This window comes from Paenibacillus zeisoli (genome assembly GCF_003994465.1).
Classification (GTDB): Bacteria; Bacillota; Bacilli; order Paenibacillales; family Paenibacillaceae; genus Fontibacillus; species Fontibacillus zeisoli.
On sequence record NZ_RZNX01000001.1, the window covers coordinates 46317 to 62996 of the forward strand.

The 16680-nt window shown below is 47.5% G+C and carries 15 protein-coding genes; 13 read left to right on the plus strand and 2 right to left on the minus strand.

From position 1 onward, the window contains the following. Positions 1 to 14: 14 nt before the first annotated feature. Positions 15 to 935, plus strand: coding sequence for an NAD-dependent epimerase/dehydratase family protein (locus EJP77_RS00200; protein WP_127197190.1), 921 nt, complete (start codon positions 15 to 17; stop codon positions 933 to 935). Between the two features lie 198 nt (positions 936 to 1133). Here the strand turns inward: EJP77_RS00200 and EJP77_RS00205 are convergent, their stop codons facing one another. Next, positions 1134 to 2702: a glycosyltransferase family 39 protein gene (locus EJP77_RS00205; RefSeq protein WP_246021687.1), complete on the minus strand. Its 1569-nt coding sequence runs from the start codon at positions 2700 to 2702 to the stop codon at positions 1134 to 1136. A 292-nt stretch (positions 2703 to 2994) separates the two neighbouring features. Here EJP77_RS00205 and EJP77_RS00210 point away from each other — a divergent pair, with 292 nt between their 5' ends. The 8 genes from EJP77_RS00210 to EJP77_RS00245 all read left to right on the plus strand — a co-directional run bounded on the left by EJP77_RS00210 (position 2995) and on the right by EJP77_RS00245 (position 11055). Beyond that, a complete protein-coding gene (locus tag EJP77_RS00210) occupies positions 2995 to 4002 on the plus strand; it encodes a medium chain dehydrogenase/reductase family protein (protein WP_127197192.1) in 1008 nt (335 codons plus the stop codon). 15 nt (positions 4003 to 4017) lie between these two features. Continuing rightward, the gene (locus EJP77_RS00215) at positions 4018 to 4434 is read left to right on the plus strand and encodes a MerR family transcriptional regulator (RefSeq protein WP_127197193.1); all 417 of its coding nucleotides are present in this window, start codon (positions 4018 to 4020) and stop codon (positions 4432 to 4434) included. 82 nt (positions 4435 to 4516) lie between these two features. Next, positions 4517 to 5785 (plus strand): polysaccharide deacetylase family protein, encoded by a 1269-nt coding sequence (locus tag EJP77_RS00220; protein ID WP_127197194.1) that lies wholly within the window; start codon positions 4517 to 4519, stop codon positions 5783 to 5785. Positions 5786 to 6099: 314 nt separating this feature from the next. Next, a complete protein-coding gene (locus tag EJP77_RS00225) occupies positions 6100 to 7152 on the plus strand; it encodes an ABC transporter ATP-binding protein (RefSeq protein ID WP_127198229.1) in 1053 nt (350 codons plus the stop codon). Next, the gene (locus tag EJP77_RS00230) at positions 7145 to 7951 is read left to right on the plus strand and encodes an ABC transporter permease (protein ID WP_127197195.1); all 807 of its coding nucleotides are present in this window, start codon (positions 7145 to 7147) and stop codon (positions 7949 to 7951) included. The genes EJP77_RS00225 and EJP77_RS00230 overlap by 8 nt, the downstream gene beginning before the upstream one ends. A 4-nt stretch (positions 7952 to 7955) precedes the next feature. Next, positions 7956 to 8741 carry an ABC transporter permease gene (locus tag EJP77_RS00235; RefSeq protein ID WP_127197196.1) on the plus strand — a complete coding sequence of 262 codons (786 nt, stop codon included), beginning with the start codon at positions 7956 to 7958 and terminating at the stop codon, positions 8739 to 8741. 184 nt (positions 8742 to 8925) lie between these two features. Next, positions 8926 to 10437: an MFS transporter gene (locus EJP77_RS00240; RefSeq protein ID WP_127197197.1), complete on the plus strand. Its 1512-nt coding sequence runs from the start codon at positions 8926 to 8928 to the stop codon at positions 10435 to 10437. A 9-nt stretch (positions 10438 to 10446) separates the two neighbouring features. Beyond that, on the plus strand, positions 10447 to 11055 hold the full coding sequence (locus EJP77_RS00245; protein ID WP_342772965.1) for an acyl-CoA-like ligand-binding transcription factor: 609 nt from the start codon (positions 10447 to 10449) through the stop codon (positions 11053 to 11055). A gap of 134 nt (positions 11056 to 11189) precedes the next feature. On the opposite strand, the gene EJP77_RS00250 is transcribed toward EJP77_RS00245, so the two are convergent. After that, positions 11190 to 12122, minus strand: coding sequence for a catalase family peroxidase (locus EJP77_RS00250; protein ID WP_127197198.1), 933 nt, complete (start codon positions 12120 to 12122; stop codon positions 11190 to 11192). A 165-nt stretch (positions 12123 to 12287) separates the two neighbouring features. On the opposite strand from EJP77_RS00250, the gene EJP77_RS00255 reads away from it, so the two are divergent. The 4 genes from EJP77_RS00255 to EJP77_RS00270 all read left to right on the plus strand — a co-directional run bounded on the left by EJP77_RS00255 (position 12288) and on the right by EJP77_RS00270 (position 16624). Further along, positions 12288 to 13247: a hypothetical protein gene (locus EJP77_RS00255; RefSeq protein WP_127197199.1), complete on the plus strand. Its 960-nt coding sequence runs from the start codon at positions 12288 to 12290 to the stop codon at positions 13245 to 13247. Between the two features lie 263 nt (positions 13248 to 13510). Continuing rightward, a complete protein-coding gene (locus tag EJP77_RS00260) occupies positions 13511 to 13807 on the plus strand; it encodes a DUF6509 family protein (RefSeq protein ID WP_127198231.1) in 297 nt (98 codons plus the stop codon). Positions 13808 to 13829: 22 nt separating this feature from the next. After that, a complete protein-coding gene (locus EJP77_RS00265) occupies positions 13830 to 14369 on the plus strand; it encodes a hypothetical protein (RefSeq protein ID WP_127197200.1) in 540 nt (179 codons plus the stop codon). A 224-nt stretch (positions 14370 to 14593) separates the two neighbouring features. Beyond that, positions 14594 to 16624, plus strand: a complete 2031-nt coding sequence (locus tag EJP77_RS00270) for a serine hydrolase domain-containing protein (protein ID WP_127197201.1) — start codon at positions 14594 to 14596, stop codon at positions 16622 to 16624. Positions 16625 to 16680 lie beyond the last annotated feature (56 nt).

Consider the following 16680-nt stretch of genomic DNA (forward strand, 5'->3'; position numbering starts at 1 on the left):
GGGAGGAACAAGATATGAACATTGTGCTCGGTACAGGACCACTCGGCTTATCTGTTATGGAGGAGCTACTTAGAAGAGGTGAACCAGTAACCATGGTGAACTCAAGCGGGAAGGGGCCTCAGCTCGAAGTTGTGAAAGTCATTCAGGCAAATTTGATGGATGAAGGGCAGACCCGGCAGGTGATGAAAGGAGCCAAAGTGATCTATCAGTGTGCTTCACCCGCGTATCATAAGTGGGATTCACTATTTGGCAGGATACAGGATCATATAGTTAATGGAGCAGCGGCTTCAGGAGCCAAGCTGATTGTGGCGGAGAATCTCTATATGTATGGCCCTGTGGAGACGGTGATGACGGAGAATCTTCCATTTGCCGCTAGTACAAAGAAAGGAAGAGTTAGAGGTGAAATGTCCGAGCAGCTTCTTCAGGCACACCTTGAAGGCAAAGTTCAGGTGGCGATTGGAAGGGGATCGGACTTCTTCGGACCCCGGGTAGTGAATTCATCTGTAGGGGAAAGGTTCTTCATGCCCATTCTAAAGGGTAAACCCTCCAGCGTATTCGGTGATCCGGATAAGAAACATACATATACTTTTATTGAGGATTTTGGGCGGGCCTTAGTTACGCTTGGGTCACATGAAGAGGCATTAGGTAAAGTGTGGCATGTTCCTAATGCACCGGCGGTTACTACACGTCAGTTCGCTGACCTTGTCGGCAGGGTGGTTGGTGTCTCCAGCAGCATAAAGCCTATGGGCAGAATGATGCTCAGAATCGGCGGACTCTTCATCCCAGCTGCTCGCGAGAGCATTGAGATGCTGTATCAATTTGAGGAAGACTTTATCGTAGACAGCAGCAAGTTTAGCTCGCAATTCGGAATGACGGCGACCCCTTTGGAGGAATCCATAGCAAAGACAGTTGCCTGGTATCGGTCCAAAGCTTAAGAGTCTCACAATGACACTCAGAGGCTTCGCTGAGCGAGGGTTGTAGATGAATCTCGGGAGCGCAGATGGGTAGTAATTCGCAAGCTGAAATGATTGGAGATAGAGCAACAAGCTGCACTTCAGATGAACAGGTAGTGCAGCAACAGAAAGGGTGTCTAAGCTGCCACTTCCACGGCAGCTTAGACACCCTATGGGCTTTTAGGGGATTTGCTGGACTGTAACTTGTTGATCAGATCTAGGGAGGGGTCTCTGTTGATATGCAGAGCCACAATCCCAAAGGATTTTGGCGAGATATATACACAGCACGATGTTCAGGGAGGAAGTGAGAAAGAGCGTCAGCCCGTAGGAACTTCCCCCATTGGTAGAGTTGTAATAGATATAATAGGTATTCACAAATATCGTCAGGCTGAACCCGCCTGCCAACCAGAGCAGCCGTCGATCCTTTAGATACGTGTAAGCAAGCAAAGATAAGGCTGCGGCTGGGAACAAATATCTCTCATGCATACTAGACGAGAAGGTAAATACCATGGCAATCAGCAGGAGCGCACAAGCCGATGCGAAGCGGATGCTGCGTGTCCGAATATACATCCACCATGAGAACAAGGTACTCAATACGATGAAGATAAGTCCCCAGGTGTGATAGCTGAAGATCAGCAGAGTATCCGTATCCGGCTTATAATTAGCCCCAAGGAAAGCGAAGAAATTGAACGCATTTACCGAGGCATACGGGTACTCATTTACAGTTCCCGAATATAGATCATACAACCACAGCGGATCTTGCCCTATTGAGAATGGCAGGATGACAATAAGCAAAGTCAGGACAGCTGATGCTGCGGAAGCAAACCACGATCTCCACTTTCTGGCTGCGACGAGAGCGAAGAAGAGTATCGGCAAATAGATAATTCCCTGCGGCTTCATGAGTACTGACAGTGTCAGGATGACCGTAGACCAGACCAGCTTCCCTTCTGACAGGAGATAGATTGCCGCCGCAATTATCAGGGTGAAGAAGGAATCGACCTGTCCCCATACGGTTGAATTGATAAATACAGCAGGGTTGAATACATAGAAGAGACCGATCAGAAGCCCGGCTTCATAGGTTAAATATCTGCGACCAACCTTATAGAGCAAGTAAGCGGTGGCTGCATCGGCGAGAATGGAAGGCAGCTTAATCAGCAGGGTTGAATAGGAACTTAGTGTGACTGTGTTGGTTAGCTGGCCGATGATATATAGGATATATACATAGAAGGGCGGGTAATCGCTGGAACCGTTCAGATAGAATCCGGTCAGGTCCGAAGCGGCAGAAGCGGCCCAGCTCTTGAACAGATTAATATCAAATGGATGTCCGGCGATCCAGGGGGCAGCAGCAATCCTTAACAGCAGCCCGGTCCCAAGCATACTCCATAGCAGAAGTCTTCGATCTGTTATCCTTACTTCAAATCTTTTTTTCTTTAGAATAAAATAGCCAGCTGCCGCAAGACCGAAGAAGATGACAGCATATATGGCAATCGGCCATGCGAAAGTGGAGGAGCTGCTGTTCTCCCCAAATCTCCCGCCACTGGCTGGCGAGAAGCCGTACCTCTTGAATTCTCCTGGTGGATTCGACGCAGTCCCGGTAGAATCGTGAATGGACATTTGCATTCGTCCGGAACCCCGCTGGCCGCTGGCTGCGGAAGAGCTTCCTTTATAGCTCATCACGGAATACACAGCCAGTCCTAACGAAAGAAGCAGCATAAATATACTGAAAACAGCCATTTTTCTTTGTCTCATCAGCTTCAACCTCGCATTCCTCCTACTAAATGGAATGAATTAAAGAGATATACGTGTGGATCAAGGCAGCTGAATGCTGTGCCAGGTAATCTATTACGCAATCCTTACTTCAATCCATCTAACTAGTCTTTTATGGATCATTATCCACGGACTGGCTGAAGGCCCGCTGAATGCAGGCTGATTGTCTGCTTAATGTTGCAATAAAGCTAAAAAAAGCAGGCTTGACTTAGAGTCAGCTCTAACTGATACGATGGGTAAAATTTGATCCGTTGAGAAGAAGGAGAGAAAACAAATGAAGAATACCAAGGTGGTAGTGAACCGATATGGGGGTCCGGAAGTTCTTGAGATTGTGAATGAACCGCTGCGAATTCCAACTCGTAATGAAGTTCGAATTAAAGTCTCCTGTTCAGGAGTCGCTTTGGCCGATATGATGAGAAGAGAAGGACTTTACCCGAATTCTCCTGAGGTTCCTTTTACCCCGGGTTACGAAGCGGTAGGAGTCATTGATGCATTAGGAGAAGATGTGACCCAATTTGAGATTGGGCAGAAAGCAGCGGTGTTTTTTGACGGAGTTGGAGCATATGCCTCTTATGTATACTGCAAAGCTGAGGAAGCGATCCCCATTCCACCCGGTATTGAAGATGCTGAGGCTGTTACAATAATTCTGAATTATGTAACAGCCTATCAAATGCTGCATCGTATTGCGAAAGTGCAGGAAGGAGACCGGATACTCATTCACGGGGCAAGCGGCGGAGTGGGAACTGCCCTGATGGACCTCGGACGGCTCGCCAAACTTAAGATGTATGGAACCGCGTCAGCTTCCAAGCACATGCCGTTAGAAAGGTTCAGAGCGAGGCTGATCGATTACCGGAAAGACGACTTTGTAGAAGTTATTCGCCAAGAGGCACCTGAAGGGATTGATGCGGTCTTTGATCCTATCGGTGGGGAGAATTGGAGGCGTTCATTTACGACTTTGGGTGAGCACGGGCGTTTTGTGGGATATGGTTATACTTCTGTTTTTCAACAGGGCAGCGGTGAAATATGGGCAAGTGAATGGTCTAATCTTGCTGAGCAGCAGGTCACACCAGCGGGGAATCCCGCCTGTCTTTACAGTATCACTAACCTGCGCCACCAGCATCCGGACTGGTTCATGGAAGATGTATCAGAACTAATGAATCTGCTCGCGGCGGGAGAAATTGCTCCAATGATATATGATCGGCTTCCGCTTAGCGAAGCAGCCAAGGCTCATCAACTGCTGGCGGAATCCGCTGTTATCGGGAAGGTTGTGCTAATTTCATGAGGAGGAGCAATGTAAATGTACACGATTGGGGATGTATCGAGATTAACGGGGATATCGGCATTTACGCTAAGATACTACGAGAAGATAGGAGTTCTTCCTGCCCCTGGGCGTAAGGACGGCAAGCGGCTTTATGAAGAGGAGGATTTAAGATTTATCCGTTTCATACACGGGTTAAAGCAGACGGGGATGAGTCTTGGGGATATTGCTATTTTTGCTGAGGAAGGTTGTATTCTCTCTAGTGACCTGCCAGGCGATATATTGGCAACTCTTCAGAAAAGAACGACGTTACTTGAACAGCACATCGAACATCTTGAACAGCAAGTGAAGCAGCTGGAAGAAGTGAAAAAGGTTGCTCGTACTAAGAAGAATTTCTATGAAACTATGATTCAGGACCTCAAAGATAGGGAGAAAGAACCACTCTTGAATAAATGAACTCCGACTCTACCTTTTTTGAAGTAATTGGTATAAATTTAATAGGTAGATTAATAGAGCTAAATCGGAGGAATCAAGTTCCATGTACAAAAAACTCACTTCTGTCCTTTTGCTGGTCTTCTGTCTGACATTGGCACAGACCGCGGCTGCCGCTGGTTATCATACCGCTATTCTTGGCGTGAATGACAATCTATCAGAAGCTCAGCCTGAATTAATTGAAGGAAATTACTATATGCCGGTCAGAGACCTGGCTGCGGCCCTTCATGTTCAGGTTGCGGGAACTCCGGATGAAATTATTTTGACGGAAGAGAGTAATACCAGCATCACCTTGAAGCCGACTGAAGGGAAACTCATCAAGTCAGATGGTGCTGAGACCGCAGTTAAACTGCTTGTTCAAACCGGGAAGACCCTGGTCCCTGTGGCACCTATAGCAAGAGAGTTCGGATACCTGGTAACCTATCAGGCAGAATCCAAGCTGTTAAGACTTATCAACGCCTCAGGGGTGCTGACAGACGAAATCTTCATTCAGCAGTATCAAGACGCAGTAGTGAAGAATGAAGAGACGAATGCGCAGCTCGACAAAGAGCTGAAGGCGGAGAATGATCGCAAGGCCGAGGAGGCAAGGAAAGAGCAGCTTAGGAAGGAACAAGAGCAGAAGGAGAAGGAGAAGCGGGATCAGGAACAGAAGGATAAGACTGCCGGCACGAACAAGCCGTCTTCAGGAAAGACAACGCCCAAACAACCGATCTATCTTTCTTTCGATGATGGCCCTACGGCACACACGGATCAGCTGCTGGATATCCTGGATAAATACGGCGCCAAGGCGACCTTCTTCATGCTTGGCAATCATATTGATTCCTACTCCGCCTCAGTCAAAAGACTGGTTAAGGAAGGTCACCAACCTGCACTTCATGGGATGACCCATGTAAAGTCCAAATTCTATCTGTCTCCGGCTGCGGCTTTGAAAGAGATGGATGATGACAATGATCATCTCTATAAAGCAGTGAAGATGAAGTCCAAGCTTGTCCGCCCTCCTTATGGCAGCAAGCCTTATTTCCTCCAATCTTTCCGTGACAAGATCTTTACGCACGGGTATCGTTTGTGGGATTGGAATGTGGATTCTGAAGATTGGAAATATAAGAGCAACAGTAAGGCGATTTATAACCGAGTCATGAGTCAGGTCCATGCGCAGCACAAGAACGGAATCGCGCCAGTTATCCTGTTCCATGATCAGGCAGATACGCTTAAGGTGCTTCCGAGTGTCCTAAGCACTCTTAAGCGCGAAGGCTACAGCTTTGAACTGATCACACCGGAGCTGACACCCGTGAATTTCTGGCATGATGAGCGTTAACATGTAACAATCGTTAGTATGGTCAAAAGTTACCATTAGCCACCCTAGCATTATTCCTAGGGTGGCTATCTTTGTATCATCACTCAATTCGAAGCAGCCGAGAGAACAAAACGATTCCGTAGAAGCGACAGCGGTCGCCTTTGCCACCGAATTAAATCCTATCAGGATTAATTCAGATAAATCTGGGGCAACAGCGATAGGAGGAACGTTTCGTCAGAATTGCTGTTCCCCTTTTTGTCCAAATTAGGTGGTACTAATGAAAGAATTGAACTATAATTTCATACTGGAACAATAACAGAGAGTTGGTGAATGAATTGCTCGCGATAGAGGTTGAGGATCTAAGAAAAACATTTAAAGTCCAGCGGAATCGGGAAGGCCTTAAAGGCGCATTCCAGGATTTATTCAAACGACAATATCAGGAAGTAACCGCGGTAAAAGACATTTCATTTCAAATACCACAGGGTGAGATCTGCGGCTATATCGGTGAGAACGGCGCGGGCAAATCAACGACCATCAAGATGCTGACAGGCATTCTTGTACCTACGTCAGGCCATTTGTCTGTAGGCGGGTACGTTCCCTACCAGGAAAGGGAGAAGTTCGTTAAGAATATAGGTGTTGTCTTCGGTCAGCGGAGCCAGCTGTGGTGGGATATTGGCGTAATTGAATCCTTTCAGCTGCTGCGCAAGGTATATCAAGTCCCTGAACAGGACTTCAAGAAGCGGCTGGATGAACTGGTGGAGCGACTACAGCTCCAGGATCTGCTCAGTCGTCCGGTCCGTAAGCTGAGCCTGGGTCAGCGCATGCGTTGTGAGCTTGTGGCAGCTCTGCTTCATAATCCTTCTATTGTGTTTCTGGACGAGCCTACGATCGGTCTTGATATCGTGGTCAAATCTGAAATACGGGATTTCCTACGAGACATGAACCGTGAACATGGTACAACGATTTTGCTGACCACCCATGATTTGCAGGATATTGAAGCCCTCTGCTCCCGGGTCATTATGCTTGATGATGGACGGATTATTTATGATGGAGGACTCGAAGAGCTCAAGAACCGCTGGGGAACCGGCCGTGAGGTGCTGTTCCAATTCGGCCGCAGCACCAAGTTAGCTCAGCTCGAAGCCTGGACTCAGCAGCTTCCTGTAAAGTGGTCTGCCGAGAATGATCTGAATGCCAAAGTCTGGATTCCCCTCGAGATCAATGTCTCAGATGTGCTTGGAAGTGTCGTTGGGCAGGCAGATATTACAGATATCAAAATTATCGAGACGAATACCGACGACATCGTGAGAAGCATCTACCAGTCCGGTTCGGCCGTGAAGATGGACAATCCTGAGACAGAGCCGGAGAAGGATAAGGTGGCTCATGTCTAGATCAAGAAGCAGCGCATATTTGGATTTCATCCGCATCCGATTTCTGACTATGCTGGCGTATCGCGTCAATTATTACTCGGGAATTCTGATCTATACCTTGAACATCGGGGTGTATTACTTCACATGGAAAGCGATATTCGGGAGCGGTGGTGATCTGGGCGGCTTCAATGCCATCCAGATGACAACGTACATTGCCGTGTCATGGATGGCCAGAGCCTTCTACTTCAACAATCTGGACCGTGAGATTTCTACGGATATCCGTGATGGCAGCATCGCCATTCAGTTCATTCGTCCTTATAACTATATGCTTGTGAAGATGATGCAGGGTCTTGGGGAAGGGATGTTCAGGTTCTTTCTTCTCATGATTCCAGGAATGGCGGTGGCACTGCTGCTGTATCCCATTGAGCTGCCGACGGCTTGGTCATCCTGGGTAGGATTCTTGGTCATGCTGTTCTTCAGCTTCCTGATTAATTCACAGATTAATGTCATTACAGGGATTATGGCTTTCTTCGTGGAGAACAACGAGGGAATGATGCGGATGAAGCGGGTTATCGTTGACCTGTTCTCAGGCCTCATTGTACCGATCAGTCTCTTTCCGGGCTGGCTAGCGAAAGTACTGGAATTCCTGCCTTTTCAGGCGATCACCTATCTGCCTGGGTCCGTGTTCACCGGCCGGGTTAAAGGGGTGGGGATATGGAACGTTCTGGGCATACAGATCGTCTGGTTCGCGCTCTTGTTAATTCCGATGATCTGGCTCTACGGATTGGCGCGGCGGCGCTTGTTCGTGCAAGGAGGGTAAGAGTATGTACTATTTAGGATTGATCAGCGAATATCTGAAAAATTATATGAAGACAAGGCTGACCTACCGCGCAGATTTCTGGGTAGAAGTGATCTCGGATCTGCTTTTTCAGGCCACGAATCTGATCTTCATCTTCGTTATATTTATGCATACCAATAGTCTTGGCGGCTGGAGTGAGAACGAAGTTGTATTTGTGTACGGGTTCTTCATGGTTCCATTTGGAATATTCAGCTGCTTTATCAACTTATGGGGATTCAGCGAACGATATATTGTCAAAGGGGAGATGGACCGGATTATGACCCGTCCGGCCCATAATCTGTTCCAGATTTTCCTGGAGAATGTGGACCCGCCTGCTCTGGTCGGTTCCATCATAGGAATTATTATTATGGTGATTAGCGGGAGCAATCTTGGACTTGTTATGGAATGGTGGACCATTCCGGCCATGATCATTCTAACGCTCAGTGCAGTTGCTATTTATACCGGAATCTATACCACACTGACTTCGTTATCCTTTTACTCGGATGCGCCTACAGGGATTCTTCCTTTGATGTATAACATTCAAAGCTATGGGCGTTACCCGGTAACGATCTATAATCGTGCCATTCAGGTGCTGTTGACCTGGATTATGCCGTTTGCTTTTGTAGGCATTTATCCTGCGTCACTGTTCCTCCACCGGGAGGAAATGCAGAGGATGGCTTTCCTGACCCCTGTCATGGGAATCATTTTCTTCAGTATCGGGTTGACCGCCTGGAATTACGGGGTGAAGAAATACAGAGGTGCAGGGTCTTAATTTAGTGGGTTAATAGCTTTATTGCGACAAACAATCTAAAGCTTCGTGCATGAAACCGTTCCTTTCGAGGAGCGGTTTTTTTTGTGCTGCGAAGAAAAAGTTGACGGTGAATATAAAATGACATAGACTATCAAAAGAAAGTTAATGCCAAAATATCTCAAGATTGAAAGGTGGATTACATGAAATGATGGATTTAGGAAAAAGGAAATGGTGGGTGCTCGGAGCTCTTGCGGTTAGTCTGCTCACGGTTGGGCTGGACTTGACCGTGCTGAATTTGGCCCTGCCCACAATAGCGGAGGACCTTCATGCTTCGAACAGTCAACTGCAGTGGTTCGCAGATGCCTATAATCTGGTTCTGGCTGCGGCATTACTTCCAGCGGGTCTCCTTGGTGACCGTCTGGGACGGAAGCGAATGCTAATTATCGCACTCATTCTGTTCGGAGCAGCATCTGCGGCAAGCGCCTATGCTCATACAGCTGGACAGCTAATAGCCGGGCGTGCTGCTCTTGGGCTGGGCGCTGCATTCCTGCTGCCGCTGTCGATGTCTATTATTCCCGTGATATTCACGGAACAGGAACGCTCTAAGGCCATTGGAATCTGGGTGACCGCCAATTCGATTGGAATTCCGCTTGGACCTATTGTGGGCGGATGGTTATTAAATAACTATTCTTGGGGGTCTGTATTCCTCATCGATATTCCCATTATTATCGTTGGGTTATTGGCAGTCTCGATTCTGCTACCTGAGTCGCGGAGTTCAGAGAAACCGCGTGTGGATTTACCCGGAGTGCTTCTGTCCAGTATCGGCTTATCCGGGCTTACGTATGGAGTCATTGAGGTGGGTGAGAAGGGATGGGGAGACCTGTCATCGCTGCTTTTTATCCTGGCTGGAATTGTCTTATTGGCAGTATTTATTTGGTGGGAAAGAAGGACTGCTCACGCCTTAATCGACATTTCATTGTTCCGATCTCCAGAGTTCACATGGGGTTCGGTTCTGGCGACCTTGGTCTCCTTTGCCATGTTCGGAATCTTATTCGTCACGCCGCAGTATTTCCAAGCTGTAGAAGGAGCTGATGCTATGGGGACGGGGCTGCGTCTTCTGCCCATCATAGGAGGGCTCATTGTCGGCGCGAAAGTATCTGATGTCATTACTGCATGGAAGGGCGGGAAATGGAACCTATTATTTGGATTCCTGCTGCTGACAGGTGGAATGAGTCTGGGTGCAACAACGCATATAGGGCATGATTATGGATTCACATCCATCTGGATCTCCATTGTAGGACTTGGAATTGGTTTTGTACTCCCAGTAGCTATGGATACTGCGATCTCTACTCTGTCAGCGGAGAGAAGCGGTGTGGGTTCAGCTCTGATTATGGCTTTGCGGCAAGTCGGCGGCGCGATTGGAGTTGCTCTGCTAGGAACCGTGCTTAGTAACGGATATCATGATAAACTGAATTTAGACGAAATACCGGGTCAAGCCGTAGAGGCAGTGCAGCAGAGTGTATCAGCGGGTGCAGCTGCTGCGGACCAGTTACATTCGGAGAATCTTCTGAATTCCGTACGTATGGCATTTATTCATGGAATGGACATGATGCTGTGGGTATGCGCAGGTATCGCCGTGTTGGGGCTTCTATTTGTCCTGGCATTCCTGCATTCAAGCTCTGAACGGAAGGAGACTGAGGAATTCGGGATTAACTAATCTCGGGGAGTGAGCAAGTTGGCATCAGGTGATCAAAGGGGGATGGGGCTGCGTGAACGAAAGAAGGCCAAGACAATGGCATCGATCCAAATGCACGCCCTGCGTTTGTTTCGGGAAATGGGATATAACTCCACTACAGTTGAACAAATCGCGGAAGCGGCGGAGATATCTCCAAGTACGTTCTTTCGATATTTCTCAACCAAAGAGGACGTGATCATTACGGACAACTATGATCCGATCTTGATTGAAGCCTTTGAGAAGCAGCCGCCGGACCTAAGTCCGCTTCAGGCGATACAGGCAGCCATGTTGTCGGGTGTAGAAGGGATGTCAGACCAGGAGCTAATCGCTATGCGGGAGAGAAATCAGCTGATCATGAGCGTGCCAGAGCTTCGGGCAGCCCTGCTTAACAATATGATGCGGACTATGGAGATGATTACCGGAATGGTAGCCAAGCGTTCGGGCAGAAGCTCGGATGATTTTGCCGTCAGTACTTTGGCAGGTGCTATTATTGGGGTGAATATCTCAGTCATGATGCATCACGCGGAGCATCCAGATCAGAAATTCGCTGATCTGCTTGAGTCCGCGCTGAGCAGCCTGGAATCCGGACTGCCCCTTTGAATAGTCGGCAGGATGTTTTGGTCGAAAGCCGGAGCAGCAGTGTGAAGCGGTGGGTTCGCCGTAACAAGAACCAAGAAGCCTTAACTGGGGAGTGCTCAGTTAGGGCTTCTTCTCGTAAAGAGGTTATTCGTAATCTATTCCATTACACTCCGCCTGTGATGGGATATGGCATAAGCTTCGTGTCGGAAGTTTAATATCGGATCTTCGGACAGTTCAATTCCCGGGGTTAGTAAAGTTGGGTCCATAACTAGACTCTCCGGTTCAGGGATCGGGCCTGTAATCGAGAGCGTTCCCACTTCAAGCCGAGTCCGCTGATCGGACCAGATAAGGGTAGGATCGTCTGTAGGATCGCTTGGCTCACCAAGTACAAGATTGAGCTTGAACCTGACTCGTGCCTCTCCAGTTCTCTTTATTAGATCTTCCTCAAGATAATCCGAAGGCAGGGATTTGGCCTCCTTAGCGGACAAAGTATGTACGCCCAGATCCGGTTCCCATTCGTATTTGACGGCTTGTCTGTCCCCTTTGTCGTTCACAAGATAGAAGGCATGAATCGAATAATATGGGATGGTGGCATAACTGGCGGGCGGCTTCAGTGCTCCGAGATGAAAGAAGGCATTCTTGCTCTCGGAGAAATGATCGATTATAGCCCCAATCTTTTCTGGCAGAGAAAGCTCCTTTTGCTTAAATGCGGCTGCGGTCTTCATAATATCAATGAAGGACTCCGGTGTCCGGGCAAAGAATACGGGGATGCTAGCTGCAACGATATTCGTTATGGACTGGTCCGGTAGATGAAATTGAACGGCCATGCCTTTGGCTGGCGACAGCAAATCCGCCATATTGGGATTCGGGTTACTGCCCGAGAATCGCACAACGGCTGGGACTTCCGTATTCTGAAGATGGGAAGCTGTGGTTAAGGATGCTGCACTCCCATTTGGAGTGAATACCGCACTGAAGCAGGCTCCTTTGGCATGTGCCCGGCGAAAGCCGCGGTAGGGACCATCGAAATCCTCAATGGTGTCAACGGCCTGTTGTGCCAAAGTACGTGGATCGGGACGATGTGGGTGCATATCATTACTCCTTTATTGATCAATATGGAAAAGGCATAGCTACTACTTAATAAGATGATCTAAATGGAATGAACCATTTCAGCATGATAATATGAAACTTTTTCCAGAATGGATTCGTCTGTTAGTTATAACTCTTAGATAAATCAGAACAGAGGAGGAAGTCGAATGAATGGGCTCCATGTAAAGAACGACTCGCTTAGAAAGGTTCTCCTGCTCAGTTTGTCTGCCGCGTTAACGGCAGGAATAACTGTCGCGTCATTTAGTCCAAGTGCTGCAGCAGGAGCGCAGACCGCATCTACGGTAACTGCCAAATCATCCAATGATGTGTATCTAGTATATGAATCCTACATTAAGAAACCGAGTAAGCTTGCTGCTGCGAGACAATATTTACTTAAGAACATCAGCAAGGTCAAAGCTTACCCGGCCATGATTATGACCCTTCATCTGGAGAATGCCCAGCGGGCTCAGTTGGAGGCATCAAGTGCGAAACTATATCCTTCTAATGTTCAGAAGGCACTTGATACAGCCTATCGCCAGAAGAAGGATTTGTCCTATAAGACGCTGTTAAGCTTAATAAAAGACTCCAAGATTCGCAGCATTCTTACTGAAGCACGCGACAAAGGCTATAAAGTTGCAACCGGTGAAGGGATGTATTTCCTGACCATGGATTATGAAGGATTTAAGCCCTTCAAACCCTACGTGACGAAGGATATTGCAGCCTATATTGATATTATGGCCACACAGACGAACCAGCCTGCCTTCTCAGATGCAGCAGTAGTGATCAGCTGGGACGAATTAATCAAGCGGACCCTGGCGTTGGAGAATTTCGTCAAGAGCTATCCGAAATCCAACCGGACGAAGGCCGTAAAGCTCGAATATGAAGGGATGAAGTTCAATGTCTTCTATGGATCGAGCAACACGCCGGTGTACAATGAGAACAGCAAGAATGAGTTCACAACACTGCTGCCCAAAGTACGCAAAGCTTATGAAGCTGCTGTTCAGAAGGGAACAGCTGACAGCCAGCTGTTAATAACCATTAAGCAGGTTTTGAAGCTGCTGGACAGCAATGAGGGCAAGTGGTCTAAGGAATTGGACCGCTATTTGAAGAAGCAGATCGAAGTATAAACATGATCCGGATTCAATTCCGGATTCTTGTTAACTGTGGAAGTTCTAATATACAGGGGGTTGGACAGGTGCGAAGCCTGTTCAACCCCTTTTAACTTCTGCCGACTCTAAGTATTTCTCTGACCAGGTTGAACCCGTACGCTGATTTGGATTATTATAAAATAACGTATATTGTAATAGGCACAGCAGCGGGGCACCAATCCAGCTTCCATTTGAGAAACTGAAAGCTTTGGATCAACCGCCGCATGGAAAGGGCGAAGATGATGGATAATATTACTGCATATAGTGTGGAGCTGGTTAAGGATCCATTTGGCATTTTGACCGGCAAGCGTTACGAGTTCATTCTGGATCTCGAAGTAGATGAAGAGGATGAACTTTACTCAGAGCATGGAATTTACCTAAGAGTCATCTATGGTGTTGAAGAGGGCAAGATGGGGATTGTTAAATACCATATCCACGAGAGAGTAACCGACAAGTATATGGATTTCGATCTGGAAGAGGATGAACTTGCCGAAGTAGAGGCATTCTGCAAGGATCATCTTAATGAGGCTGGACAATAACTAAAGAAGGGCTGGGGTTGACTTGAGACGCAGCAGCATTTCTGTGCCCTATGGGTATGAACCGCCCGAAGAGACAAGAAAAGGTACGTTAATCTACTACGATACATTCGAGCATATTACGGACGAGGAATTGGAGGCAGCGGCAGATCTTACCCGGAAGCTGGATTTCAAAAGGCTGGTCCTCTATCCGCTCCACGAGGAGACCGTAAGAAGGATGTCGAAGGAACCCGTCAGAGCCTATCACAAGCGTGAGCAGCAGCTCTACGACTGGAAGAATAACGCTTCCCATTCCGGGGTAGTTGTAGAAAGCTTTGAAGGTAAGCGCAAGAAATATACGCCGCTGGAAGCGGCACTCAGGCATCTGAGTGACAAATATGAGCCGCCCTATTTCTTGTACGTATCGCCAGAAATGACCAACCAGATTGCAGCTTACTCTTCATTTGAAGAGTGGATTGTGAAGCTGAGACTCCTGCTGCCAAGGGAGCCGCAGCATCTGCATCCTAAACTTGAGAAGTATCGTCACAGGTGGAAGACCGTCCGTGAATCGCTGACGGAGGAATAAATACAAGAACAGTATGCGAGGAGCAAGATCTCGGGCATACTGTTCTTTTTTTGTGCTTGTTCAGACTTAAGTCGAGGTACGTAATCCGACTATGGATTTAGCTAGAGTACATCTGGGGCGCCAGATGAGTTTCAGTCGGGGGAACGAGGTGATGGAAGGGGCAACCAGATATGATAATGATCAGGAAATATAAATAATATATACACTAGGTAAGGAGTGAAAGGATGTACCAGGGAAAGTCGCTAAATCGAATAATTTGTATAGCTCTATTAGTTCTATGTGTATTGGGAAGTGTTGCTTATGTTGGTCCCTCTCCACAGGCTAATGCGGAGGCTGCAGCAGGAAAGGGCCCTTCCTCAGCAGATGAAGTAAAAGCATTTGCAGATGCATTTTTTAACCGAGCTGAAATTCGGTCAAAACTGGCAGGTGCGGCGTTTGTAGTCGTTAGCGACAATAAAGTCCTGCTGAACCAAGGTTACGGTTACGCTAATCTGGAGAGTAAGCAACCGATTGAGCCGGATAAGACTTTATTCCGGGTTGCTTCGGTCACAAAGGTATTTACAGCAACCACAGTAATGCAGCTGGCGGAACAGGGGCGAATTAACCTTGAAGACAATGTGGACAAGTATATAGGCGGGATGAAGATTCCCAACCACACCGATAGCCCGCTAAAAGTAAAGCACTTGCTAACCCATACCACCGGTTTTGATTTCACGGATAACTTGAAACCGAACAGTACCGATCTGGACACCGTAACTTCGTTGGAGTCATTCATACAAGAAAGATTACCAACCGTAGTGCGTAAGCCTGGACAGGCCTATCGTTACGATAACTTTGCTTCTGATTTGCAGGGCTACCTCGTACAGAGTGTGGTTGGACAGCCTTTCGAGCAAGTGGTTCGTGAACATATCTTTCAGCCGCTTCACATGAATAACAGTTACTTGGGTCTGAATAGTAAGCTGGCTCAGCGTCTGGCTACTGGATACAACAGTAAGAACCAGCCTATTCAGCCTTATACGGATACTCCCACCATCTCTCCATCAGGTGGATTGATCTCGACAAGCACAGATATCTCCAAATTCATGCTGGCTCAGCTGAATGGGGGAAAGCTTGGCGAAGCGGCAATTCTTAAGCCAGAGACGGTCTCAGAAATGCAAAAGGTTCATGTAGGAATTCTGCCTGAGCTGCCAAATATGGGCTACGGATTTGAGATGTTCTACCACTCTTTATACAACGGACAGAAAGTGGTTGAGAAAAGCGGGGACCACAGCGGTTATCATAGTTATATGTGGCTGCTGCCTGATCGAAAGGTGGGTGGTTTCATTGTAACCAACAGTGATTCAATTGATGTACGTACAGAGTTGTTTAAGGAATTCATGGATCATTATTATCCTGCCGATCAGAAGCCTCGTCCCGCGATTACACTCTCTGCCAAGGACCTAGCCAAATTTGAAGGATCATACCGCTATTTGCGAATTCCCATGCAGGTCTTCGATGTTAAGCTTGAAGACGAACATCTAAGCATTAGTACTCCGGTTGGAGTGAAAAAGCTAAAACCGGTAGGAGATCTATTATTCGAGGATGAGGATGGGAGAATGGCTGCATTCAAAGCGGATGAGAAGGGGGTCATCAGCCATCTTTATTATATGATACCGGATGCATGGAGTGAGCGAGTAGAAGACCAACCGCCTTACTCAGATGTTCCTGTGAATCATCCCTATGCTGGATATATTAACGATTTGCGCAAACTAAACGCGTTTCCTGTAAATACGAGCTCAGCATTTGCACCCGAGAAGACGATGACCCGGGGTGAATTTAGTGCCGATCTAGTCGGTCTTATAGGGATACAACCCACTCAATCCCCGGTCCAATTCAAAGATACAGTAGGCCACCGATTTGCTGCCCAAATCCAGACTTTAGTTGAATACGGCGCCGTTAACGGTTATGCGAAGGACAAGTTTGAACCCGACAGGCCGATTACCAGAGAAGAGGCTGCTGTCCTGTTGTGGAGAATTAGCCAGCAGTTCGCAAATACAGACGTATCAGCAAAGCTTAGCGGAATTACCGACTTATGGGCAAAGCCTGCTGTCGAATTTGTAATAGGTTCCGGTCTTTATGGTCCAGAAGTAAGGACGAACCAAGACGGATTGGCAAATTATCACTCGCGCAGTCCTATGCTCAGGCAGGAGGCGGCTGCTCTTCTAACCAAGGCGGCACGATTCATTTTGACGCAACAGGCCAAGGGAAAAGTTTAAGCAAGGGGATCAAGAAGCTGTACGAATTAACTTTTTTTCATAATTAACACAAAAAG

What these genes read in the sequence shown, in the direction of transcription:
- EJP77_RS00200 (WP_127197190.1), top strand. Translation starts at nt 15, where the DNA reads ATGAACATTGTGCTCGGTACAGGACCACTCGGCTTATCTGTTATGGAG.
- EJP77_RS00205 (WP_246021687.1), bottom strand. Translation starts at nt 2,702, where the DNA reads ATGAGACAAAGAAAAATGGCTGTTTTCAGTATATTTATGCTGCTTCTT.
- EJP77_RS00210 (WP_127197192.1), top strand. Translation starts at nt 2,995, where the DNA reads ATGAAGAATACCAAGGTGGTAGTGAACCGATATGGGGGTCCGGAAGTT.
- EJP77_RS00215 (WP_127197193.1), top strand. Translation starts at nt 4,018, where the DNA reads ATGTACACGATTGGGGATGTATCGAGATTAACGGGGATATCGGCATTT.
- EJP77_RS00220 (WP_127197194.1), top strand. Translation starts at nt 4,517, where the DNA reads ATGTACAAAAAACTCACTTCTGTCCTTTTGCTGGTCTTCTGTCTGACA.
- EJP77_RS00230 (WP_127197195.1), top strand. Translation starts at nt 7,145, where the DNA reads ATGTCTAGATCAAGAAGCAGCGCATATTTGGATTTCATCCGCATCCGA.
- EJP77_RS00235 (WP_127197196.1), top strand. Translation starts at nt 7,956, where the DNA reads ATGTACTATTTAGGATTGATCAGCGAATATCTGAAAAATTATATGAAG.
- EJP77_RS00240 (WP_127197197.1), top strand. Translation starts at nt 8,926, where the DNA reads ATGATGGATTTAGGAAAAAGGAAATGGTGGGTGCTCGGAGCTCTTGCG.
- EJP77_RS00250 (WP_127197198.1), bottom strand. Translation starts at nt 12,122, where the DNA reads ATGCACCCACATCGTCCCGATCCACGTACTTTGGCACAACAGGCCGTT.
- EJP77_RS00255 (WP_127197199.1), top strand. Translation starts at nt 12,288, where the DNA reads ATGAATGGGCTCCATGTAAAGAACGACTCGCTTAGAAAGGTTCTCCTG.
- EJP77_RS00260 (WP_127198231.1), top strand. Translation starts at nt 13,511, where the DNA reads ATGGATAATATTACTGCATATAGTGTGGAGCTGGTTAAGGATCCATTT.
- EJP77_RS00270 (WP_127197201.1), top strand. Translation starts at nt 14,594, where the DNA reads ATGTACCAGGGAAAGTCGCTAAATCGAATAATTTGTATAGCTCTATTA.